The sequence below is a fragment of the Catenuloplanes niger genome (assembly GCF_031458255.1).
Classification (GTDB): domain Bacteria; phylum Actinomycetota; class Actinomycetes; order Mycobacteriales; family Micromonosporaceae; genus Catenuloplanes; species Catenuloplanes niger.
In genome coordinates, this window is the sequence record NZ_JAVDYC010000001.1 from 7,324,327 (window position 1) to 7,345,609 (window position 21,283).

The following is a 21,283-nucleotide window of genomic DNA, read 5'->3' on the forward strand; positions in this document are numbered from 1 at the left end:
AGCAGGCCTTGAGCCCTTCGACTCAGACCAGGCACATCTTTGTCACGGGGGGCGTCGCCTCCTCACTCGGTAAGGGACTCACCGCTTCCAGCCTGGGCAACCTTCTGACCGCGCGCGGCCTGCGGGTCGTGATGCAGAAGCTGGACCCCTACCTCAACGTCGACCCGGGCACGATGAACCCGTTCCAGCACGGCGAGGTCTTCGTGACCGAGGACGGCGCGGAGACGGACCTCGACATCGGTCACTACGAGCGGTTTCTCGACCGGCCGCTGTCCGCGAAGGCGAACGTCACCACCGGCCAGGTCTACTCCGCGGTGATCGCCAAGGAGCGGCGCGGGGAGTACCTCGGCGACACCGTGCAGGTCATCCCGCACGTGACGAACGAGATCAAGGAGCGCATCTTCGCGATGGCCGACCCGGACGAGGACGGCCGCGTGCCGGACGTCGTCATCACCGAGGTCGGTGGCACGGTCGGTGACATGGAGTCGCTGCCGTTCCTGGAGGCGATCCGCCAGGTGCGCCACGAGATCGGCCGGGACCGGTGCTTCTACCTGCACGTCTCGCTGATCCCGTACCTCGCGCCGAGCGGTGAGCTGAAGACCAAGCCGACCCAGCACTCGGTGGCGGCGCTGCGCAACATCGGCATCCAGCCGGACGCGCTGGTCTGCCGCTCGGACCGGGAGATCCCGGAGAAGCTCAAGGTCAAGCTGTCGCTCTACTGCGACGTCGACCGCGAGGCCGTGGTGGCCTGCCCGGACGCGCCGAGCATCTACGACATCCCGAAGGTGCTGCACTCCGAGGGGCTGGACGCCTACGTCGTACGGCGGCTGGGCCTGTCCTTCCGGGACGTGCACTGGAAGGCGTGGGACGACCTGCTGGACCGCGTGCACCAGCCGTCCGGCGAGATCACCGTCGCGCTCGTCGGCAAGTACGTGGACCTGCCGGACGCGTACCTGTCGGTGACCGAGGCGATCCGCGCGGCCGCGTTCGGCCACCGGGTCAAGGCGAACATCCGGTGGGTGCCGAGCGACTCCTGCGAGACCCCGGCCGGTGCCGCGGCCGCGCTGGCCGGCGTGGACGGCATCGTGATCCCGGGCGGCTTCGGCGTCCGCGGCATCGAAGGCAAGATCGGGACGGCCACGTTCGCCCGGGAGAACCGGATCCCCGTGCTCGGCCTCTGCCTCGGCCTGCAGTGCATGACCATCGAGGTGGCGCGCAACCTGGCCGGCCTGGACGGGGCGAACTCGCTGGAGTTCGAGGAGACGGTCAAGCACCCGGTCATCTCCACGATGGCGGACCAGCAGGACATCGTCTCCGGCAAGGGCGACCTGGGCGGCACCATGCGGCTGGGCGCGTACCCGGCGGCGCTGACCCCGGGCTCGATCGTCGAGGAGGCGTACGGCGCGCCGGAGATCTCCGAGCGGCACCGGCACCGGTACGAGGTGAACAACGACTACCGGCCTCGCCTCGAGGCCGCGGGTCTGCGCTTCTCCGGCACCTCGCCGGACGGGCGCCTGGTCGAGTTCATCGAGCTGGACCGCGAGGTGCACCCGTTCTTCGTGGCCACCCAGGCGCACCCGGAGCTGAAGAGCCGCCCGACCCGGCCGCACCCGCTGTTCGCCGCGTTCGTGGCCGCGTCCGTGCGGTTCTCGAAGGCGGGCGAGCTGCCGCTGGAGATCGTGCCCGCCGCGGAGGAGCCGGAGACGTCCGCGCGCGGCGGCAAGCGCCGGGTCGGTGCCGCGAAGTGACCGGTTTCGCGCACGCGGTGATCAGCCGCACCGAACGGTTCAGCGGGCGGGTGTTCTCGGTCGTCACCGACCGGGTCACCATGCCCGGCGGTGGTGCGGCGGACCGGGACTACCTGCGGCACGTCGGCGCGGTCGGCGTGGTCGCGCTGGACGACCGGGGCCGGGTGGTGCTGATCAATCAGTACCGGCACGCGGTCGGCGGCCGGCTCTGGGAGCTGCCGGCCGGGCTGCGCGACGTGCAGGGGGAGGACCTCTCGATCGGCGCGCTGCGTGAGCTGGCCGAGGAGGCCGACCTGCGGGCCGGGCGGATCGACGTGCTGCTCGACCTGCACTCGTCGCCGGGCATGACGAACGAGCAGATCCGGATCTTCCTGGCCCGGGACCTGTCGCCGGTGCCGGCGTCCGAGCGGCACGACCGCGCGGACGAGGAGGCGGACATCGAGGTGCGCTGGCTGCCGCTGGACGACGCGATCGCGATGATCTTCGCCGGGGAGATCACCAACGCGGCGGCGGTCGCCGGCCTGCTCGCCGCGGCGCGTGCCCGGGACCTGAACTGGGCGCCGCTGCGCCCGACGGATACGCCGACACCCGCCTGAAACAAGATATGCCGACGGCCGACGTTTCCTTCGAAACGTCGGCCGTGGCGCGTTCTGCCTTCATGATCTAAAGTGCGCGTCGGAGAGCGGGGGTCACCGTTCGCTCGTAGACTGCGGATAAACGCGCGTGAAAGGGTCATCGACGTGAAGGTCGGCATTCCCCGCGAGGTCAAGAACAACGAGTTCCGGGTCGCGATCACGCCGGCCGGCGTGCACGAGTTCACCCGTCACGGCCACGAGGTCTTCATCGAGGCCGGCGCGGGTGCCGGCTCGTCCATCACCGACGAGGAGTACACCTCGGCCGGCGCGACGATCCTGCCGTCCGCGGACGAGGTCTGGGGCACGGCCGAGCTGGTGCTCAAGGTCAAGGAGCCGATCGCGGAGGAGTACCACCGCATGCGCGCGGGGCAGGTGCTCTTCACCTACCTGCACCTGGCCGCGTCGAAGGAGTGCACGGACGCGCTGATCGAGCGCGAGGTCACCGGCATCGCGTACGAGACGGTGGAGACGCCGGACCGGCAGCTGCCGCTGCTGGCGCCGATGTCCGAGGTGGCCGGCCGGCTCGCCCCGCAGGTCGGCGCGTACCACCTGATGCGCTCCGGCGGCGGGCGCGGCGTGCTGCTCGGCGGCGTCTCCGGCGTCTACGCGGCCAAGACCGTGGTGATCGGCGCCGGCGTCTCCGGGATGAACGCGGCCGCGATCGCGCTCGGCCTGCAGTCCGAGGTGCTGCTGCTGGACATGAACATCAACCGGCTGCGCGGCGCGGACGCGATCTACCGCGGGCACCTGCAGACCGTGGCGTCCAACGCGTACGAGGTGGAGCGCGCGGTGCTGGACGCGGACCTGGTCATCGGCGCGGTGCTGGTGCCGGGCGCGAAGGCCCCGACGCTGATCTCCAACGAGCTGGTCTCCCGGATGAAGCCGGGCAGCGTGCTGGTCGACATCTCGATCGACCAGGGCGGCTGCTTCGAGGACTCGCGGCCGACCACGCACGCGGACCCGGTCTACCGGGTGCACAACTCGATCTTCTACTGCGTGGCGAACATGCCCGGCGCGGTGCCGCACACCAGCACGTACGCGCTGACCAACGTGACGCTGCCGTACGCGCTGGCGCTGGCCGACCGGGGTTGGCGGGACGCGCTGCGCGCGGACGCGTCGCTGGCCAAGGGGCTCAACACGCACGCGGGCGAGGTCACCTACGGCCCGGTCGCGGAGGCGCACGGGATGACCGTGCGACCGCTGGCCGAGGTGCTCGCCTGAGTTCATGTCGTACCGGTCGTCTATGGTCAGCGGCGTGTTGGCGACCGACCGGGCCGTGCGCGGCTACCTCGACCACCTGACGGTCGAGCGCGCGCTCTCGGCGAACACGCTGGTGTCGTACCGGCGGGATCTCGATCGTTATCTGGAGTTCCTGGCCGGCGCGGAGATCGACACGCTCGGCGCCGTCACCGCGGGCGATCTGACCCGGCACCTGAGCGCGCTGCGGACCGGCGACGACGAGCACCCGCCGCTGTCCGCGTCGTCCGCCGCGCGCGCCATGTCCGCGGTGCGCGGCCTGCACCGGTTCGCGGTCCGCGAGGGGATCGCGGCCGACGACCCGTCCCGCGAGGTCAAGCCGCCGGTCCCGCCGCGCCGGCTGCCCAAGGCGCTGGAGGTGGACGAGGTCGAGCGGCTCCTCGCGGTCCCGGTCACGGACACGCCGCGCGGGCTGCGCGACCGGGCGCTGCTGGAGTTCCTCTACGGCACCGGCGCGCGCATCTCCGAGGCGGTCGGCGCCGCCGTCGACGACGTCGACCTGGACGACGCCACGGTGCTGCTGCGCGGTAAGGGCGGCCGGTCCCGGCTCGTCCCGATCGGCGGCTACGCGCGGGAGGCGCTCGCCGCCTACCTGGTGCAGGGCCGCCCGACGCTGGTCCAGGCCGGTCGTGGCACGCCGGCGGTGTTCTGCAACGCGCGCGGCGGGCCGCTGTCCCGGCAGAGCGCCTGGACCATCCTGCACCGCGCGGCCGAGGCGGCCGGCCTGCCGGTGGACGGCCCGCGCGCGGTCTCCCCGCACACGCTGCGCCACTCGTTCGCCACCCACCTGCTCGACGGTGGTGCCGACGTCCGGGTGGTCCAGGAGCTCCTCGGCCACGCCTCGGTCACCACCACGCAGATATACACCCTGGTCACCGTGGACCGGCTGCGCGAGATCTACGCCACCGCGCACCCTCGCGCGCTCGCCTGAACCGGACTGTATACACCGTTGCCGAGCGCGACACGCCGGGAAGGGTGGGCGGTGTGTGGGCGGGTCGTGTCGTAGAGTCGGGAATCGGCGTGGATCTCATGGAGTGCGCCGGTCGGCTGAGACGCTCACCAGGGTGTAGCGTCGGGCAGTCGTGGGAGGGGGCGCAGAGGACATGGCGGGCAGTGGTGACCGTGCCGAGGCGTGGACCTCGGTCCTCCGAGAGCAGCAGAGTTCCCTGGACATCGGCGCCGAGCTGGGGCCCGCCGATCCCGCGGCCTACACGATGCGCAAGCCGATCCCGGAACCGATGCCCACCGACCGGCACGGCCCCGCGCGGATCATCGCGATGGCGAACCAGAAGGGCGGCGTGGGCAAGACCACGACCACCATCAACCTGGGCGCCGCGCTCGCGGAGTACGGGCGGAAGGTCCTGGTCGTCGACTTCGACCCGCAGGGCGCGCTCTCCGTCGGCCTCGGGGTCAACCCGCACAATCTCGACCTCACGGTCTACAACCTCCTGATGGAGAGCGACGTCACGGCCGAGGACGTCGTGATCAAGACCGACGTGGCGGGCCTGCACCTGCTGCCGGCCAACATCGACCTGTCCGCGGCCGAGATCCAGCTGGTCAACGAGGTCGCGCGGGAGATGGCGCTGGCCCGGGTGCTGCGCACGGTCCGCAAGGAGTACGACTACATCCTGATCGACTGCCAGCCCTCGCTCGGCCTGCTCGCGATAAACGCCCTCACCGTCGCGCACGGTGTCCTGATCCCGCTGGAGTGCGAGTTCTTCAGCCTCCGCGGTGTGGCGTTGCTGCTCGACACGATCGACAAGGTCCGCGAGCGGCTCAACTTCGACCTGGAGCTGGAAGGCATCCTCGCCACCATGTACGACTCCCGCACCACGCACTGCCGCCAGGTGCTGCAGCGCGTCGTGGAGGCGTTCGGCGACAAGGTCTACCAGACCGTGATCACCAAGACCGTGAAGTTCCCGGAGTCGACCGTGGCCGGCGCGCCGATCACCTCGCTCGACCCGGCGTCCTCCGGCGCCCGCAACTACCGCCAGCTGGCCCGAGAGGTCATCGCGGCGCAGGCCGAGCGCGGGTAACGCGTGCTCTTCTCGCTCGGCCAGCCCATCTCGTTCGCCGGGTTCGTCGTCTCGTTCCTGATCGCGGTCGCGGTGCGGGCGACGGTCATGCGGCTCACCATGCGCGCGGTCGGGCTGGCGCCGCGCCGGCCGGTGCCGATCCGCTTCCACCCGCGCCGGGACTTCGACGTGTTCGGCGTGGTCGCCGCGCTGATCGGCGGGCCCGGCTGGGGCAAGGGGCTGGACGTCGACGAGGTCTCCGCGCACCGGGGCCGCGGCCGGCGCGCGCTGGTCTACGGCTCCGGCCCGCTGTCGGTCCTCCTGCTCTCCCAGGTGTTCCTGCTGATCGTGGCGCTCGGCTCCGACCGGGTGACGCTGTACGAGCCCAGCCCGGTCGACGTGCGCGGCGGCGTGGCGCTGCTCGCGACCGGCGACACCGCGGCCGGCGGCTTCACCATGCTGATCGAGTTCCTCGCCGCGATCGGCGTCGGGCTGTTCTGCTTCGCGCTGTTCGACCTGATCCCGCTGCCGCCGCTGGACGGGTGGGGCCTGCTCTGGAGCAGCCTGCGCCAGCCCGGCTCGGCGGCGCAGACCGCGCGGACGTGGCTGGTCGAGAACAACCTCGGCGTCGCGATCCTGCTGGCACTGATGTTCCTGCCGTTCAGCACGCCGCTGGTCTTCGTGGTGCTGGACGTGGTGGGTGCGCCGCTGCTGGGCGTCTGGGCCTGGTGAGCGCCCGGTGAGCGTCGATCACGTCACCGGCCAGGGTTCGGAGCCCGTCGGGGATGACAGCGTCGGCTACGGTCAGCCGGTGGCAGACGCGCCGGTCCGGGAGGACCACCGGGACACCGCCGACGACGGTACGCCGAGCGGTGGCTTCCGGGTCCGGCTGCACAACTTCGAGGGGCCGTTCGACCTGCTGCTCCAGCTGATCGGCAAGCACAAGCTGGACGTCACCGAGATCGCGCTGCACACGGTCACCGACGAGTTCATCGCGTACATCCGGGCGATGGGCGACGACTGGGACCTGGACGAGACCAGCGAGTTCCTGATCATCGCGGCCACGCTGCTGGACCTGAAGGCGGCCCGGCTGCTGCCCGCGGCCGAGGTGGAGAACGAGGAGGACCTCGCGCTCCTCGAGGCCCGCGACCTGCTCTTCGCCCGGCTGCTGCAGTACAAGGCGTACAAGGAGGCGTCCGCGGTCATCGCGGACCTGGAGCGCGACGGCGCCCGCCGCTACCCGCGCGCGGTCAGCCTGGAACCGCGCTACGCCGAGGCGCTGCCCGACCTGATCTTCGGGTTCGGGCCGGAGCGGCTGCTCAAGATAGCGATCAAGGCGTTCACGCCGAAGGTGCCGCCGACCGTGGCGGTCCACCACATCCACCAGGTGCGGGTCAGCGTGCGCGAGCACGCGGACATGGTGCAGAACATGCTGCGCCGGGTCGGGATCGCCACGTTCGACGTGCTCTGCGCGGACTGCGAGAACACCCTGGAGATGGTGGCCCGGTTCCTGGCGCTGCTGGAGCTCTACCGGGAGGGCCTGGTCGAGTTCGCGCAGCCGGAGTCGCTGGGCGTGCTGACCGTGAAGTGGACCGGCGGCGACTCCGACGTCGACCTGGAGGTCGACGACTACGAGGGCACCAAGGAAGTCGACACGGCGAAGGACGACCCGAACGCACCGGCCGCGGCCGGCGACGAGGCGCGGGAGACGGAGGGCGAGGCGTGACCACGGACGACGATCGCGGGTCGCTGGCGGATGCGGCGGCCGCGTGGGTGCCGCCCTGGGACCGCCCGAAGCCGCCGCCGGCCTCCGAGCAGGAGCCGGAGGACGGGTCCCGAGCCGAATCCGCGCCCGAGGCGGGGCCTGAGCCAGAGGCGCGAGCCGGGCATGAGGACGAGACCGAGGTCGCGCCGGAGCTCGATCTCGCGCCGGAGACCGTGGTCGAACCGGAGACCGTGGCCGGGCCGGGGACCGTGGCCGGGCCGGAGAGCGAGCCGCGGGCCGATGCGGAGCCGGCGGCCGGGCGGACGGCGGCCGGGGCGGGGACGGACACCGCGCCCGCCGGCGCCGTCGAACCCGAGGTCGCGCCGCCCGGGAGTGTCACGGTCGAGCCGTCCGGCGCGCCTGCCGTACCCGCGCAGAAAGGAAAGCCGGGGGCGAGCGGGACGGAAGCGGCTGACGGGACGACACCGCCGCCGGCCGCGCCGAAGCGGCGCCGGGCGAAGCCCAAGCCGGCGGAGCCGGAACCGGATCCGGTGTCGCTGATCGACGACGCGGAGCTGCGGGGCGCGCTGGAGGCGATCCTGCTGGTCGTGGACGAGCCGGTTGCCGAGGTGATGCTGTCCCAGGTGCTGGAGCAGCCCACCGAGCGGGTGACGCAGATGCTGTACCTGCTGTCCGGCGAGTACACCGATCGGGGGCACGGCTTCGACCTGCGCCGGGTGGCCGGTGGCTGGCGCCTGTACACCCGTCCGGAGTACGCGGCGTACGTCGAACGGTTCGTGCTGGACGGGCAGACCGCGCGGTTGACGCAGGCCGCGCTGGAGACGCTCGCGGTCGTCGCCTACAAGCAGCCGTGCAGCAGGTCACAGGTCTCCGCCATCCGCGGTGTGAACTGTGACGGCGTGATGCGTACGCTTGTCACCCGGGGGCTCGTGGAGGAGTGCGGCGCGGACGTGTCCGGCGCCTACCTCTACAAGACCACCACCCTGTTTCTCGAGAAACTCGGCATCGACTCGGTCGCGCAGCTTCCCCCGCTCGCGCCGTTCCTGCCGGACAATGTGGAAGAGATCGTTACCGATGCCTGAGAACGACGGTGCCGAACGGCTGCAGAAGGTCATGGCCGTGGCCGGTGTCGGGTCGCGCCGCGCCTGCGAGACGTTGATCGCGCGGGGCAAGGTCACCGTGGACGGGCGGCTCGCCCGGCTCGGTGACCGGGCGAACCCGGCGACCTCCGTGATCATGGTCAACGGCGAGCGGCTCGCCGCCGACCAGACGCTGGTGTACCTGGCGATGAACAAGCCGCAGGGCGTGGTGTCGACCATGGCCGACGAGAAGGGGCGCTCCGCGATCTCCGACTTCCTCGGCCGGGTCGAGCAGCGCGTCTACCACGTGGGGCGGCTCGACCAGGACTCCGAGGGCCTGCTGCTGCTCACCAACGACGGCACGCTCGCGCACAAGCTGACCCACCCGTCGTACGGCGTGGCCAAGACCTACCTGTGCGAGGTCGCCGGCCCGCTGCCGCGCGCGGTCGGCCGGCGGCTGCTCGCCGGTGTCGAGCTGGAGGACGGCCCGGCGAAGGCGGACGCGTTCAAGCTGGTCGACACGCTGGGCAAGACCGCGCAGATCGAGATCACGCTGCACGAGGGCCGCAAGCACATCGTGCGACGGCTGATGGACGAGGTCGGGCACCCGGTGTCCCGGCTGATCCGCACCTCGATCGGCCCGATCAAGCTGGGTGACCTGCGCTCCGGCCGCACCCGCCGGCTGAACAACGGCGAGATCGCGGCGCTGTTCGCGGCCGTGGAGGACTGACCCGGCTCCTCCGTGGGCCGGGTCACCGGGCATGATTGGAGAGTTGTCCGGGGCATGGCGAGTGGAGGAACGGTGGAAGAAAACGGGCGATGTGTGGTGGCCGTCGACGGGCCGTCCGGGTCCGGGAAGTCCACCGTGTCGCGGCGGCTGGCGACGGCGCTCGGCGCGCGCTACCTGGACACGGGAGCGATGTACCGGGCGGTGACCTGGGCCGTTCTGCGGTCCGGCGTCGCGGTTCCGGACGCCGCCGCGGTCGCGTCGGTGGCCGCTGCCGTCAACCTTGAGGTCGGTACCGACCCGTCCGCGCCGTTCGTCCGGGTGGACGGCGTCGCCGTCGACGGCCCGATCCGTGGCGCCGAGGTGACCGCTGCCGTTTCCGCGGTCGCGTCGGTCGCGGCGGTCCGACAGCAGCTGGTCGCCCAGCAGCGGGCGATCATCGCGGACGCCGGCCGGATCGTGGTCGAGGGCCGGGACATCGGTACGGTGGTGGCGCCGGACGCGTCGCTGAAGGTGTACCTGACCGCGTCCGCGGAGGCGCGTGCGCAGCGGCGCAGTCTGGAGAACGCGGCGGACGTCGCGGCCACCCAGGCCGACCTGGCGCGGCGCGACAAGATCGACTCCAGTCGTGCGGTGGATCCGCTCACCCAGGCGGAGGACGCGGTCGTGCTGGACACCACCGCGATGGGCATCGACGAGGCCGTGGCGCGTCTTCGCGAGCTACTTGATACGCGGGTGACCGCATGACGTCAGTTGAGGTTTCGGAAATGTCGGAAATAGTGGATGCCCCCGCCGCGGTGGCCGTGGTCAATCCGGTCGTGGCCGTGGTCGGTCGCCCGAACGTGGGCAAGTCGACGCTGGTCAACCGGATCATCGGCCGCCGTCAGGCGGTCGTGCAGGACACCCCGGGCGTGACCCGCGACCGGGTGCCGTACGACGCGGAGTGGCTCGGCCGCCAGTTCACCGTGGTCGACACCGGCGGCTGGGAGCCGGACGCGAAGGACCGCGCCGCCGCCATCGCCGCCCAGGCCGAGGCCGCGATCGCCACCGCCGACGTGGTGCTGTTCGTGGTCGACGCGGTCGTCGGCAGCACGAACGTGGACGAGGCCGCGGTCAAGATGCTGCGCCGCAGCCACAAGCCGGTCATCCTGGTGGCGAACAAGGTCGACAACCAGAACCTCGAGGTCGAGGCGACCAGCCTGTGGTCGCTCGGGCTCGGCCAGCCGTACCCCGTCTCCGCGCTGCACGGCCGGGGCTCCGGCGAACTGCTGGACGCGCTGCTCGACGCGATGCCCGACGCGCCGCGCCTGGTCGAGGAGACCGAGCGTGGCCCGCGTCGCGTCGCGCTGGTCGGCCGGCCGAACGTCGGCAAGTCCAGCCTGCTCAACCGGCTGGCCAAGGAGGAGCGCGCGGTCGTCGACTCGGTCGCCGGCACCACGGTCGACCCGGTGGACAGCCTGGTCGAGCTGGGCGGCGAGGTCTGGCAGTTCGTCGACACCGCCGGGCTGCGCAAGCGCGTCGGCCAGGCCAGCGGCACGGAGTACTACGCGTCGCTGCGCACCAACGCGGCGCTCGAGGCCGCCGAGGTCGCGGTCGTGCTGCTCGACGCGTCCGAGGTGATCAGCGAGCAGGACCAGCGCATCCTGAGCATGGTCGTCGAGTCCGGGCGCGCGGTGGTCATCGCGTTCAACAAGTGGGACCTGGTCGACGACGACCGCCGCCACTACCTGGACAAGGAGATCGAGCGCGAGCTGCGCCGCATCCCCTGGGCCGTCCGGGTCAACGTCTCCGCGAAGTCCGGGCGTGCGGTCGACAAGCTGGCACCGGCGATCCGCAAGGCGCTGGCCAGCTGGGAGCTGCGCGTGCCGACCGGGCACCTCAACCAGTGGCTGACCGCGCTCACCCAGGCCACGCCGCACCCGGTCCGCGGCGGTCGCGCGCCGCGCATCCTGTTCGCCACCCAGCCGGGCGTCGCGCCGCCGCGGTTCGTGCTGTTCACGACCGGGCCGCTGGACGCCGGCTACCAGCGATTCGTGGAGCGGAAGCTGCGCGAGGAGTTCGGGTTCGAGGGGTCGCCGATCGAGATCGCGGTCAAGCCCCGCAAGCAGCTCGGCCCGGGCGGGCGCGGCAAGGCGCACGGCTGACCCGTCCCACCGACGACCGAAAGGCCACGCCGTTCCCGGCGTGGCCTTTCGTCCGTTCGTCGCGGGTGGCCCGATCAACGCAGGTCGAGGGTCAGCTTGCCGTGCGGGTGACCGCGCTCGCTCTCCGCGTGCGCGGCGGCGGCCTCGGCGAGCGGGTAGCCGCGCCGGTGCGCGATCCGGACGCCGCGGTCGGTGACCCATCGTGCGGTCTCCGCCAGGAACTCCGGTGTCTGCTCGCCGCCGGTGGAGAACGGGATGCCGAGTGCGAACGCGTCCGGGTCGGCGATCGTGACGATCCGGTCCGTGGTGCCGCGCAGCGCGATCGAGCCGGGCAGCATGCCGTGGCCGGAGGCGTCCAGCACCGCGTCCACGCCCCGCGGCGCGACCGCGCGGACCCGGTCCGGCCAGCCGGCGCCGTAACCGACCGGGACCACGCCGGTCGACCGGCCGGCCACCACCCGGGTGCGGGCCTCCTGGCGGGTCGACGGCGCGGCGCTGCGGATCACGGTTCGCGACGACTGCCCGGGCCCGGACGGGTACGCCGGTCCGGGTGCCGCGGACGACGTGACGCGACGGGTCGCCGCGGCCGGTGGCCGCTGGGAGACCGACGTGGTGCCGGGGTGGGGGACCACGGTCACCGCGACGCTGCCGCTGGCCGCCGGTGGCGCCGAGGCGGTCGCCGCGACGTGGCCGGCCGCGGCGTCCGGCGCGGTGCGGCGGGCCCGGCTCAACGCGCGGGAGCTGGAGGTGCTGGACGGGATCGCGCGCGGGCTGCGCAACCGGGCGATCGCGGCGGAGCTGCGGCTGAGTGAGCACACGGTCAAGTTCCACGTCCGCAACCTCCTGGAGAAGCTGGGCGTGAGCTCGCGCGGCGAGGCCGCCGCGCTCGTGCGTGTCAACCAAGGTTGACGAACGCGATGCTGTCAACTACGGTTGACAGCATGAGTGAGGGAACGGATCTCGCCACCGCGGCGGCCGGGCCCGACGTGAAGGTCGGGCTGCGGGCCACGGTGGCGCTGCGGAAACTGGCCGAGCGCCTGGAGGCGCTCCAGGTGGCCAACGCACGACGCCAGGGCTGGTCCTGGCAGGAGATCGCCGACGCGCTGGAGGTCTCCCGGCAGGCCGTGCACAAGAAGCACGCCGGACGAGCGAGGGGGAACGGGGATGTTTGAGCGATTCACCGCCGAGGCGCGGGCCGTGGTCATCCAGGCCCAGGTCGAGGCGCGCGAGCTGGGGCACCCGAGGATCGGCACCGAGCACGTGCTCCTCGCGCTGCTCGGCGCGGACGCGGGCGAGGCCGGATACGTGCTGCGCGGCGCCGGTCTCGACCGCGACACCGTGCGGGCGCGCATCCAGGCGCTGCGCAACCGGTCCACGCTCGGGCCGGAGGACGCGGTCGCGCTGCGTGCGATCGGCATCGACCTGGACGCGGTGCTGGCCCGGATGGACGAGACGTTCGGCGTGCAGCCGGTGGACCCGCGACCGGAGCCGGGCCGCAAATGGTGGCAGCTGCCGAAGGGCGGGCACATCCCGTTCAGCCCACCCGCGAAGAAGACGTTGGAGCTGGCGTTGCGCGAGGCGCTCGCGCTGCGCTCCCGGCAGCTGCGGCCGGAACACATCCTGCTCGGCCTGCTGCGCGAGGAGCAGGGGCTGGGCCCGCGCGTGCTGGTCGACGCGGGCCTCGACCTCCAGGTGCTGCGTCAGGACGTGCTGGCCGCGCTTCCCGAGGCGGCCTGACCGGGCCGGGGCCGGCGGCACCCCCGCCGGTCCCGGTCCGCGGGGCCGCCGCCCCGGATCTCAGAGCAGCGGCGTCAGGCGGTCGGCGATCAGGCGGTGGCCCAGGTCGTTCGGGTGGACGCGGTCGGTCAGCCCCTCGGGCGGCAGCCAGCCCGTGGTGTCGACGAAGCTCGTGCGCGGGTCGTTCACCAGTGCGACCGCGGCTTCCGTCTCCGGCAGGTAGCGGCCCGCGAACGTACCGAGGACCAGGATCTTCGCCCTGGGGTGGACGGCCCGCACGTCGCGCAGGAACCGCACGTAGCCGGCCTGGAAATCGGCGGCCGGCACCCGGTGGCTCAGGTCGTTCGTGCCCAGGTTGATCACCACGGCGTCGGCGTGGTAGCGGGAGAAGTCCCAGGGCGGCGAATCGGCCGCGAAGCCGGAGCGGAAGTAGCGCTCCCGCATGCCCGCGCACCCGTCGGCCGCCGAGATCAGGCAGCCGCCACCGTACGCGATGTGCGTGTGGCGGGCGCCCAGCCGCTCGCCGGCCAGCCAGCCGTAGCTGGTCAGCGTGGTCATGCTGGACGTGCTGCCGCGCGTGATCGAGTCGCCGACGAACTCGATCAGCCGCCGCGACGTCCACGGCGCCGTGCGCGCGCCCGGCTCGAGGGCGAGCCCCTGGAACGCCGCGTCGCCACGGTAGGACCCGTCCACGTTGCGATAGGCCACCCGCAGCGTGTGCCAGGGCCGGGCGGACGGCGGCGAGGGCAGCCCGACCCGTCCGCTCACCCCGGCCAGCAGCTGGTCCGGACCGCCGTCGACGCTCACCCACACGTCGATCGTGCCGCGCAGCAGCAGCGCCGCCGTAGCGCCGGAGTAGCGCGTGGTCAGGTAGGACCCGGCCCAGTTCGCCCGGTACGTCGCCGGATCGGACGTGTCCCAGCGGCCGGTGAACGTCAGGTTCGGGTCGGTCGGCGCACCCGCCAGCCGCAGCCCGAGGTGTCCCGCGACGACCGGTGCCAGCCGCTCCGCGATCTTCGCGTGCCCGGCGTCCGTCGGGTGCCCGCCGTCCACGTAGTCCGCCTCGGCCAGCCACCCCTCGGTGCTCACCCAGTGCACCCGCGGGTCGGCGACCGCCCGCACCGCGGCCTGGGTCTCCGCCACGTACCGCCGGCGAAGTGTCTCGAGCGCGAAGACGTGCGCCGACGGGTGGGCCGCGCGCACCTCACGCAGCAGCCGTTCGTAGGCCGCCTGGAAGTCCGCCCCGGAGACGCCCCGGCCGGCGTCGTTCGTGCCGAGATTGATCACCACCGCGTCCGCGCGGTACCGGGAGAAGTCCCAGTCCACCGTGCCGGCGATGGCCTGTTTCCGGTAGTTGGCCCCGATGCCGAAGCAGGTGCCCGGGATGTCGACCAGGCACGCGCCGGAGCGGGCGATGTTGGTACGGTCGGCGCCGAGCCGCTCACCGGTCTGCCAGGCATAGCTGGTGAGCGAGTTCCTGCTGGACAGCGCGCCCACCGTGATCGAGTCGCCGACGAACTCGACGAGCGTGCGCGGGTTCCGTCGCGGCAGCGTGCGCTCGCCGCGGCCCAGCACGAATCCCTGGAACGTCGCGCACGGCGCCGGCCAGGTGGCGCAGCTCGGGACGTCACCGGTGCGGTAGGAGAGCCGCACCGTGTGCACGCCGGGCCGCAGCCGCGCGGGCGTGAGGTCGACCGCACCGCGCACGTTCTCGTGCAGCGTGTCCGCGCCGCCGTCGATGCTGACGTAGAGGCTGACCGTGTCGCGGACCCGCGCGGTCAGCGTGCTGCCGGTGAACGTGGCGGTGACGTAGGGCGCGCCCCAGTTGCCGACGTACGTGCCCGGGTCGCCGGTGTCCCACCGGCCGGCGAAGTGCAGGTTCGGGTCCGCGAGCGAGCCCGGGGCGGGACCGTGCGCGACGGCCGGCGCCGCGGGCAGGAGCAGGACCGCGAGCACCAGGATCGCGAGGCGCTTGAGAATCGACATGCGTCGATTCTGGGCACGGTTGAACCGGTTCATAGGGGCGCGGCGGTGGACGGTGGCCGCGCTGCGCCGAGCGGCGGCCTCACGCCTCGATCAGGTCGTCCGCGGCCAGCTCGCGCGCGACCAGCCAGGCACCCAGTTCCGGAATGCCGCGCAGCGTGCGCCCGTGCGCCGACACGCTGACGCCGAGCAGCTCGAACACCCGGATCCGCCGCTCCTCGATCTGGATCCGCCATCGCCGCCCGTCCCGGTCCGGCGGCGTGATCAACACGCGCACCGCGGCAGCCTAACCCTCCAAAATCCCAAAAATCAGGAAATTTCGAGGGTACGGACTGGCCGCGCGGCGATCCGGCGGAAAAAAGCGGCCGTGCCGGTCAGACTCCGCGTCGTCCCTGGTCAGAGCCGCCTTCGGCGGGTTCACGCCGCCGCCGCTCTCGTCGCTGATGTGGTGGATCGTGGCGTTTGTGGCGTGCCGATCCCGGCGTATCGGTCTAGGGTGGACGTCGCGGGGAAGGACTGAGGAGGCGACCGGGGAGGCTCTCGTGGCGGTACGGCCGTGGCATCTGTTCGGGGTGATCGTCGCGTTCGGCGTCGGCCCCGCGGTCTGGATCGGCGGCAGCCTGGTCCCGGAGCCGGCGTCCGGCACCACACCGTCGCCGCCCACGACCAGCACACCCGGGTCACCGAGCCCGTCGGCCAGCACCGCACCGGCCACCGCCGACGCCACCGCGCCCGCGGCCGGCGTGCCCGGCACCTGGGCGCCCACCACGACCCCGGCACCCACCAGCGCCGCGCCGAGCCCCAGCCGCCCGCCGGCCACGCCCGCCGCGCCGACCGGCACACCGAGCCCCAGCCGCCCACCGGCCACCGGCTCGCCGCGGCCCTCCTGGTCGATCATCCTGCCGCCGATCTTCCCGGCCCCGAGCACCCCGCCGGACGACGACACGCCGTGACGCACCACCGTCCCCGGCCGCCGCGCGACGGCGCGGGACCCGCGTGCGTCACCGCCGCCCGGACCGCGAAGCGGGCGCCCTACCGCGCCCTGGCTCGCGGACGAGCGCGCTAGGCGTCGCACCGGTTCGCGGATGGCCGCACCGGTTCGTGGACGGGCGCACCGGTTCGTGGATGGCCGCACCGGTTCGTGGATGGCCGCGCCGGTTCGCGGACGGGCGCACCGGTTCGCGGACGGGCGCACCGGTTCGCGGACGGGCGCACCGGTTCGTGGACGGGATGCGTCACCGCCGCACCGGTTCGTGGATGGGCGCGCTACCGCCGTCCGGCCCGCGGACGAGGGGGCGGGCTCGCGCGGCGTCAGTCGTCGGCGGCGCCGGAGTCGTGCTGCACAGGTAGGCCGGCGGAGCAGCGGATCCGCAGCTCGGACTCGGACTCCGCGTTCTCGAACTCGACCCGTGCCTCGCGGGCCGGGCCGCGCTCCACCCGCGCGATGGACCAGCCCGGCGCCGCCGACCAGGTGATCAGTTCCGCGCGGCCGTCCGGGGCGCAGCCGGCCACGGCCGTGCCACCGGACACCGCGAAGGACCTCCGCCGGTCCGGCGCCGGTGACGCGTCCGGCGCCGGTGACGCGTCCGGCGCCGGTGACGCGGACGGCGCCGGTGACGCGGACGGCGCCGGTGACGCGGGCGTCGACAGCGACGGCGCGGCCGGTGACGGGTGCGCGGCGGACGGCGACGCGGGCGGGGACAGCGAGTCCAGCGCGGCCAGCACCTCCCGCTCGGAGAGCACGCCGCCGGGCGTACCGGTGATGCTCTCGCCGATCAGGCGGACGGCCGCCAGGCCGATGAGCGTGGCGACGACCGCGGCGGCCAGCCACCCGGCCACGGCGAGCACGGTACGGCGACTCATGTCCCGACTATGCCGCACACCCCGCTAACGGACGGACAGGCCGGGGATAAGGGACGGTTAAGACGGCCGGGACCGGCGCGCGCAGCGGCTAACCTGCCAGGCGTGGCCCGACTGCTCCTGATCGAGGACGATCTGACGATCCGCCTGCCGTTGGTCCGCGCGCTCACCGAGCGCGGGCACGCGGTCGCGGCGGCCGGCACCGCGTTGGACGGCGTCCGCCTCGCGCTCGACGAACGGCCCGACCTCGTCGTGCTCGACCTGGGACTGCCCGATCTGGACGGCCGCGAGACGCTGCGCATGGTGCGCGCGGTCAGCGCGGTCCCGGTGATCGTGGCCACCGCGCGCGACGACGAGACCGAGATCGTCCGGGTGCTCGACGCGGGCGCGGACGACTACCTGGTCAAGCCGTTCAGCGCGGCGCAGTTGGACGCGCGGGTGCGCGCGGTGCTGCGGCGCGGCGCACCGGCCGGCGACGCCGACGCCACGATCACGGTCGGCGAGCTGCGCATCGACCCACGCGCGCGGGTGGTCACGCTCGCGGGTGCGCCGGTCGAGCTGACGCCGCGCGAGTTCGACCTGCTGCACCATCTGGCCGGGCGGGCCGGTGAGGTGGTCACCAAGCGGGACCTGCTCACCGAGGTGTGGCGGATCCCGTACGGCGGCGCGGACAAGACCGTCGACGTGCACATCTCCTGGCTGCGCCGCAAGCTCGGCGAGAACGCGGCCGCGCCCCGCTACCTGCACACGGTCCGCGGCGTCGGCGTGCGGCTGAGCGCACCGTGAGGGGCCGGCTGGCGCTGCTGGTCGCCGCGACCACCGGCCTCACCATGATCGCGTTCCTGGTGCCGTTGGCGATGCTGCTGCGCGACGTCGCGGCGGACCGGGCCACCGTCACCGCGACCGCGGACGCGCAGGCCATCGTGTCCGTGGTCGGCGCCGCCGACGCGCCCACCGTGCGCCTGACCGTGGACCGGCTCGCGCTCGCCGCCGGCCGGCCGGTGACCGTGTTCCTCGCGGACGGCACGGTGCTGGGCGACCCGGTGGCGCCCACGCCCGCGACCCGGCTCGGCGCGACCGGCCGCAGCCTCACGGCCCGGACCGCGGACGGCGGCCGGGAGATCGTCATCGCGGTCCAGGGCCGAGCCGAGGGTACGGCCGTGATCCGCACGCTCGTCCCGGCCGCCGAACTGCACCGGGGCGTGCTGCGGTCCTGGCTGCTGCTGGCCGTGCTCGCGGCGGTGCTGGCGCTGCTCGGGCTGGCCGTCGCGGACCGGCTGGCCCGCGCGCTGGTCCGGCCGATCGTGGCGCTCTCCGAGGTCTCGCACCGGCTGGCCGGCGCGGAGCTGACCGCGCGCGCCCAGCCGGCCGGGCCGCCCGAGGTGCGCGAGGTCGCCGGCGCGCTGAACCACCTGGCCGGCCGCATCCAGGAGCTGCTGCGGGCGGAACGGGAACACGTGGCCGACCTGTCCCACCGGCTGCGGACGCCGCTGACCGCGCTGCGGCTGGAGGCCGAGTCGATGCGGGACCGCGACGAGGCCGCGCGGATCCAGGCCGCGGCGGACGGCGTGGAGAGCGCGGTCACCGCCGTGATCCGGGCCGCGCGCGCCGCGACCTCGGCCGGCGCGGTGACCGCGGGGGAGTGCGACGCCGCGGCCGTGGTCGCGGACCGCGTCGAGTTCTGGAGCGTCCTGGCGGAGGACACCGGCCGGGGCGTGACCACCGAGATCGCGCCCGGCCCGCTGCCGGTCGCGCTGACCGCGGACGATCTGGCGGCCGCGGCCGACGCGCTGCTCGGCAACGTCTTCGCCCACACGCCGGACGGCACCCCGTTCACGGTACGGCTGCGCCGCGCGCCGGCCGGCGGCGCGACGCTCACCGTGGCGGACCGGGGCCCGGGCATCCCGGCCGGACCGGTCCGCCGCGGCGCGAGCGGCGGCGGTTCGACCGGCCTCGGCCTGGACATCGCCCGCCGCGCGGCACAGGCGGCCGGTGGCCGGCTGGACCTGGCCGCGCCCGACCACGGCGGCGCCGCGATCACGCTGCACCTCGGCCCGCCGCGCGCCTGAGCCCGGCTGTGCCGGCCGGCCCGGTGGCGCTCGCCACGGCACCGGTGGGACCGGTCCGGCCTGCGGTGGCGCCGGTGGCCGGTGGCCGGCTGGGCCTGGCCGGCCGACACCGGCGGGGGACGGCGTGGGCCGGTCCCGTCGCGGGTCGTCAGTCGTCGTCGCCGTGGCGTCCGCCGTGGTCGTCGTCGCTGTCGCGGCCGCCGCGGTCGTCGAGCTCGTCGTTGATCACTCGGCCGGTGGCCTTCTCGACGTCGATCTCGCGGCGGCCGTCGCCCGTGGTGAACTCCACCTTCCAGGTGGGGACGTCGTGGACGTCGTCGCTCTCCACCTCGCGCACGGTCCCGAAGCCCAGGTAGGCCCGCGCGATCGCCACCGCCCGCTCCCGGCTCACCGGCCCACCGGCGACCGGCGCCGGCGCCGACGAGGCGGACGCGGACGAGGCGGACGAGGACGGCGTGGCGGACGAGGGAGTGGACCGGGGCGTGACCGGGCCGCCGGTGGTCGGGGGCGCGGACGGCGTGGCTGCCGCGCCCAGGCCGCTGGTGGCGCTGCCGGAGTCGTCGCTCAGGCCGGCGGCCACCGCGGTGCCGCCGAAGCCCAGCACCAGCGCGGCCCCGGCCACCGCGGCCAGCATCGTCGTGCGCTTCATGGTCGTACCTCCGTGGGTTGATCGGTCGTCGTGGTGTCGACGACCACCAGAGGTTCGCCCGTGACGGGATAGCGGCGCGCTGTGCGACGGGTAAGGCGAGGTTAAGACATCAGCGCGGCGATCAGCATCAGCGCGACCGACAGCGTGGTCGCGACGGTGCGCAGCGCGTGCCACCGGGCCCACGGCTCCTCGAACCAGCGGCGCACCGAGCTGGCCTCCGCGTCGGTCGCGGAGACCAGGTCGACCGCGTCCAGCCGGTTGTTCAGCGGGATGTTCGCGCCGACCGTGACGCCGAAGCCGCCCACGATGTAGAGCACGGAGGCGGCGAGCAGCAGGCCGCCCACGGCCGACCAGCCGTCCTGCAGGCGGAGGATCAGCGCCAGCGGCAGCAGCACCAGCGGTCCGAGGAAGGCGACCAGGAACACCGGGTTCACGATCGCCACGTTGATCGACTGCATGGCGCGCAGGTAGCCGGTGTCGCCGAGCCGGCCGAGGCCCCGGTTGGTGACGAACGAGAACGAGAAGAACAGGCCGGCGATGAGCGCGGTCAGCGTACCGGCCAGCACCAGCGTCGCGTCGGCGAGTAGATCCATGGCAGGGACGGTACGCGGCCGAGTCACGCCCGGCGTACCCGCGAAGGTGTGTGTTTACCGGCCGAACGTCCATCCGAATCGATCGACATGCTTGTCTCCGTCAGGACGGCGGTAGCAGAATCGGCGGATGGGCGACCGCCGTGAGCCGAGCATCCACCAGTTGCGGCTGCTCCTCGGCCTCGCCGCCCACCTCCACTTCGGACGCGCGGCCGAGGCGCTGCGGATCAGCCAGTCCGCGCTCAGCATGCAGATCCGCGCGCTGGAGGACCGGCTCGGCGTGCGGCTGGTCGAGCGCACCAGCCGGACCGCGGAGCTGACCACGGCCGGGCGCGCGCTGCTGCCGGCGATCGAGGAGACCGTGGCGGCCGTCGACCGGCTGCTCGAGGCGGCCGCGGCCCGCAGCGCCGACCTGGACCGCGAGCTGATCGTCGGCGCGGTCGACACCGAGGCCGCGATGCCGCACACCGCCGCGATCCTGCGCCGGGTGCAGACCGGTGAACCGCCGATCCGGGTGAGCGTGCGCAGCATCGGGTTCGTCGACCAGATCCGCGCGCTGACCAGTGGCAAGGTGGACGTCGCGTTTCTCCGGCCGCCGCTGCCGCCGGGCATCGAGTCGCTGCAGCTGGCCACCGAGCCGCGCGTCGCCTGCCTGTCCGCGAACGATCCGCTCGCCCGCGCGGGCCGCCCGGTGCCGCTGGCCCGGCTGGCCCGGCACCCGGTCCTGGACGTGCCGGCCGGCGTACCGCGGGACTGGTGGTCGTTCTGGGCCGCCGACCCGCGGCCGGACGGGGCGCCGGTCACCTACGGCCCGGTCGTCGGCGACCTGGAGACGCTGTTGCGGGCGGTCGCGGAGGGGCGCGGCATCGCGTTCCTGCCGGCGGCGGCGCGCACCATGTTCGCCCGGCCCGGTGTGACCTATGTGGACGTCACCGGCCTGCCACCGTCCACCTCGGCGCTGGCCTGGCTCGCGGAGAACTCGTCCGCCCCGGCGATCGCGGCCATCCGCGCGGCCGCCTGGAGTCTGCTGAAGACCTGAGATCCGGCCCGCCGCCGCGCCCGCC

Annotated in this window: 24 protein-coding genes; 18 read left to right on the forward strand and 6 right to left on the reverse strand. The window is 73.6% G+C overall.

Annotated features, from left to right (window positions below):
- The first annotated feature begins 8 nt into the window (after window positions 1–8).
- The 11 genes from pyrG (at window position 9) to der (ending at window position 11,331) form a co-directional block, all read left to right on the forward strand.
- Complete coding sequence (gene pyrG / locus J2S44_RS31965; protein WP_310421429.1) at window positions 9–1,748, forward strand: CTP synthase; 1,740 nt, start codon at window positions 9–11, stop codon at window positions 1,746–1,748.
- Window positions 1,745–2,344, forward strand: a complete 600-nt coding sequence (locus tag J2S44_RS31970; protein ID WP_310421431.1) for an NUDIX domain-containing protein — start codon at window positions 1,745–1,747, stop codon at window positions 2,342–2,344. Before pyrG ends, J2S44_RS31970 begins: the two co-directional genes overlap by 4 nt.
- 144 nt (window positions 2,345–2,488) lie before the next feature.
- Window positions 2,489–3,604 (forward strand): alanine dehydrogenase, encoded by a 1,116-nt coding sequence (gene ald, locus J2S44_RS31975; RefSeq protein ID WP_310421433.1) that lies wholly within the window; start codon window positions 2,489–2,491, stop codon window positions 3,602–3,604.
- A gap of 34 nt (window positions 3,605–3,638) precedes the next feature.
- Complete coding sequence (gene xerD, locus J2S44_RS31980) at window positions 3,639–4,571, forward strand: site-specific tyrosine recombinase XerD (RefSeq protein ID WP_310421434.1); 933 nt, start codon at window positions 3,639–3,641, stop codon at window positions 4,569–4,571.
- A 172-nt stretch (window positions 4,572–4,743) separates the two neighbouring features.
- Window positions 4,744–5,676 (forward strand): ParA family protein, encoded by a 933-nt coding sequence (locus tag J2S44_RS31985; RefSeq protein ID WP_310430028.1) that lies wholly within the window; start codon window positions 4,744–4,746, stop codon window positions 5,674–5,676.
- A 3-nt stretch (window positions 5,677–5,679) separates the two neighbouring features.
- Complete coding sequence (locus tag J2S44_RS31990) at window positions 5,680–6,387, forward strand: M50 family metallopeptidase (protein ID WP_310421436.1); 708 nt, start codon at window positions 5,680–5,682, stop codon at window positions 6,385–6,387.
- Window positions 6,388–6,466: 79 nt separating this feature from the next.
- Window positions 6,467–7,381, forward strand: a complete 915-nt coding sequence (locus J2S44_RS31995; protein ID WP_310421438.1) for a segregation and condensation protein A — start codon at window positions 6,467–6,469, stop codon at window positions 7,379–7,381.
- Entirely contained in the window at window positions 7,378–8,463 is a 1,086-nt protein-coding gene (gene scpB / locus J2S44_RS32000; protein ID WP_310421440.1) for an SMC-Scp complex subunit ScpB, read from the forward strand. The genes J2S44_RS31995 and scpB overlap by 4 nt, the downstream gene beginning before the upstream one ends.
- Window positions 8,435–9,190, forward strand: a complete 756-nt coding sequence (locus J2S44_RS32005) for a pseudouridine synthase (protein WP_310421442.1) — start codon at window positions 8,435–8,437, stop codon at window positions 9,188–9,190. The genes scpB and J2S44_RS32005 overlap by 29 nt, the downstream gene beginning before the upstream one ends.
- 72 nt (window positions 9,191–9,262) lie before the next feature.
- Window positions 9,263–9,934, forward strand: coding sequence for a (d)CMP kinase (cmk, locus tag J2S44_RS32010; protein WP_310421444.1), 672 nt, complete (start codon window positions 9,263–9,265; stop codon window positions 9,932–9,934).
- Between the two features lie 20 nt (window positions 9,935–9,954).
- The gene (gene der / locus J2S44_RS32015; RefSeq protein ID WP_310421446.1) at window positions 9,955–11,331 is read left to right on the forward strand and encodes a ribosome biogenesis GTPase Der; all 1,377 of its coding nucleotides are present in this window, start codon (window positions 9,955–9,957) and stop codon (window positions 11,329–11,331) included.
- Window positions 11,332–11,405: 74 nt separating this feature from the next.
- Here the strand turns inward: der and J2S44_RS32020 are convergent, their stop codons facing one another.
- The gene (locus tag J2S44_RS32020) at window positions 11,406–11,837 is read right to left on the reverse strand and encodes a zinc-binding dehydrogenase (RefSeq protein ID WP_310421448.1); all 432 of its coding nucleotides are present in this window, start codon (window positions 11,835–11,837) and stop codon (window positions 11,406–11,408) included.
- Window positions 11,838–11,895: 58 nt separating this feature from the next.
- Between J2S44_RS32020 and J2S44_RS32025 the strand changes: the two genes are divergently transcribed.
- Genes J2S44_RS32025 through J2S44_RS32035 form a run of 3 tightly spaced genes read left to right on the forward strand, consistent with a single transcriptional unit; the run spans window position 11,896 to window position 13,068 of the window.
- Window positions 11,896–12,240, forward strand: a complete 345-nt coding sequence (locus J2S44_RS32025; RefSeq protein ID WP_310421450.1) for a response regulator transcription factor — start codon at window positions 11,896–11,898, stop codon at window positions 12,238–12,240.
- A gap of 32 nt (window positions 12,241–12,272) precedes the next feature.
- The gene (locus tag J2S44_RS32030) at window positions 12,273–12,503 is read left to right on the forward strand and encodes a helix-turn-helix domain-containing protein (RefSeq protein ID WP_307246082.1); all 231 of its coding nucleotides are present in this window, start codon (window positions 12,273–12,275) and stop codon (window positions 12,501–12,503) included.
- On the forward strand, window positions 12,496–13,068 hold the full coding sequence (locus J2S44_RS32035; protein WP_310421452.1) for a Clp protease N-terminal domain-containing protein: 573 nt from the start codon (window positions 12,496–12,498) through the stop codon (window positions 13,066–13,068). Before J2S44_RS32030 ends, J2S44_RS32035 begins: the two co-directional genes overlap by 8 nt.
- A gap of 60 nt (window positions 13,069–13,128) precedes the next feature.
- On the opposite strand, the gene J2S44_RS32040 is transcribed toward J2S44_RS32035, so the two are convergent.
- Both J2S44_RS32040 and J2S44_RS32045 read right to left on the reverse strand, forming a co-directional pair.
- Window positions 13,129–15,054, reverse strand: a complete 1,926-nt coding sequence (locus J2S44_RS32040; RefSeq protein ID WP_310421454.1) for a GDSL-type esterase/lipase family protein — start codon at window positions 15,052–15,054, stop codon at window positions 13,129–13,131.
- Between the two features lie 79 nt (window positions 15,055–15,133).
- A complete protein-coding gene (locus J2S44_RS32045) occupies window positions 15,134–15,328 on the reverse strand; it encodes a hypothetical protein (protein WP_310421455.1) in 195 nt (64 codons plus the stop codon).
- A gap of 265 nt (window positions 15,329–15,593) precedes the next feature.
- Here J2S44_RS32045 and J2S44_RS32050 point away from each other — a divergent pair, with 265 nt between their 5' ends.
- Complete coding sequence (locus J2S44_RS32050) at window positions 15,594–16,004, forward strand: hypothetical protein (protein ID WP_310421457.1); 411 nt, start codon at window positions 15,594–15,596, stop codon at window positions 16,002–16,004.
- 358 nt (window positions 16,005–16,362) lie between these two features.
- Here the strand turns inward: J2S44_RS32050 and J2S44_RS32055 are convergent, their stop codons facing one another.
- Complete coding sequence (locus J2S44_RS32055) at window positions 16,363–16,914, reverse strand: septum formation initiator (protein ID WP_310421459.1); 552 nt, start codon at window positions 16,912–16,914, stop codon at window positions 16,363–16,365.
- 102 nt (window positions 16,915–17,016) lie between these two features.
- Here J2S44_RS32055 and J2S44_RS32060 point away from each other — a divergent pair, with 102 nt between their 5' ends.
- Window positions 17,017–17,697: a response regulator transcription factor gene (locus J2S44_RS32060; RefSeq protein WP_310421461.1), complete on the forward strand. Its 681-nt coding sequence runs from the start codon at window positions 17,017–17,019 to the stop codon at window positions 17,695–17,697.
- On the forward strand, window positions 17,694–18,980 hold the full coding sequence (locus J2S44_RS32065; protein WP_310421463.1) for a sensor histidine kinase: 1,287 nt from the start codon (window positions 17,694–17,696) through the stop codon (window positions 18,978–18,980). Before J2S44_RS32060 ends, J2S44_RS32065 begins: the two co-directional genes overlap by 4 nt.
- A 148-nt stretch (window positions 18,981–19,128) precedes the next feature.
- Here the strand turns inward: J2S44_RS32065 and J2S44_RS32070 are convergent, their stop codons facing one another.
- Window positions 19,129–19,629 carry a PepSY domain-containing protein gene (locus J2S44_RS32070; RefSeq protein ID WP_310421466.1) on the reverse strand — a complete coding sequence of 167 codons (501 nt, stop codon included), beginning with the start codon at window positions 19,627–19,629 and terminating at the stop codon, window positions 19,129–19,131.
- Between the two features lie 101 nt (window positions 19,630–19,730).
- Window positions 19,731–20,222: an anthrone oxygenase family protein gene (locus J2S44_RS32075; RefSeq protein WP_310421468.1), complete on the reverse strand. Its 492-nt coding sequence runs from the start codon at window positions 20,220–20,222 to the stop codon at window positions 19,731–19,733.
- Window positions 20,223–20,349: 127 nt separating this feature from the next.
- On the opposite strand from J2S44_RS32075, the gene J2S44_RS32080 reads away from it, so the two are divergent.
- On the forward strand, window positions 20,350–21,258 hold the full coding sequence (locus J2S44_RS32080) for a LysR family transcriptional regulator (RefSeq protein ID WP_310421470.1): 909 nt from the start codon (window positions 20,350–20,352) through the stop codon (window positions 21,256–21,258).
- Window positions 21,259–21,283: the final 25 nt, after the last annotated feature.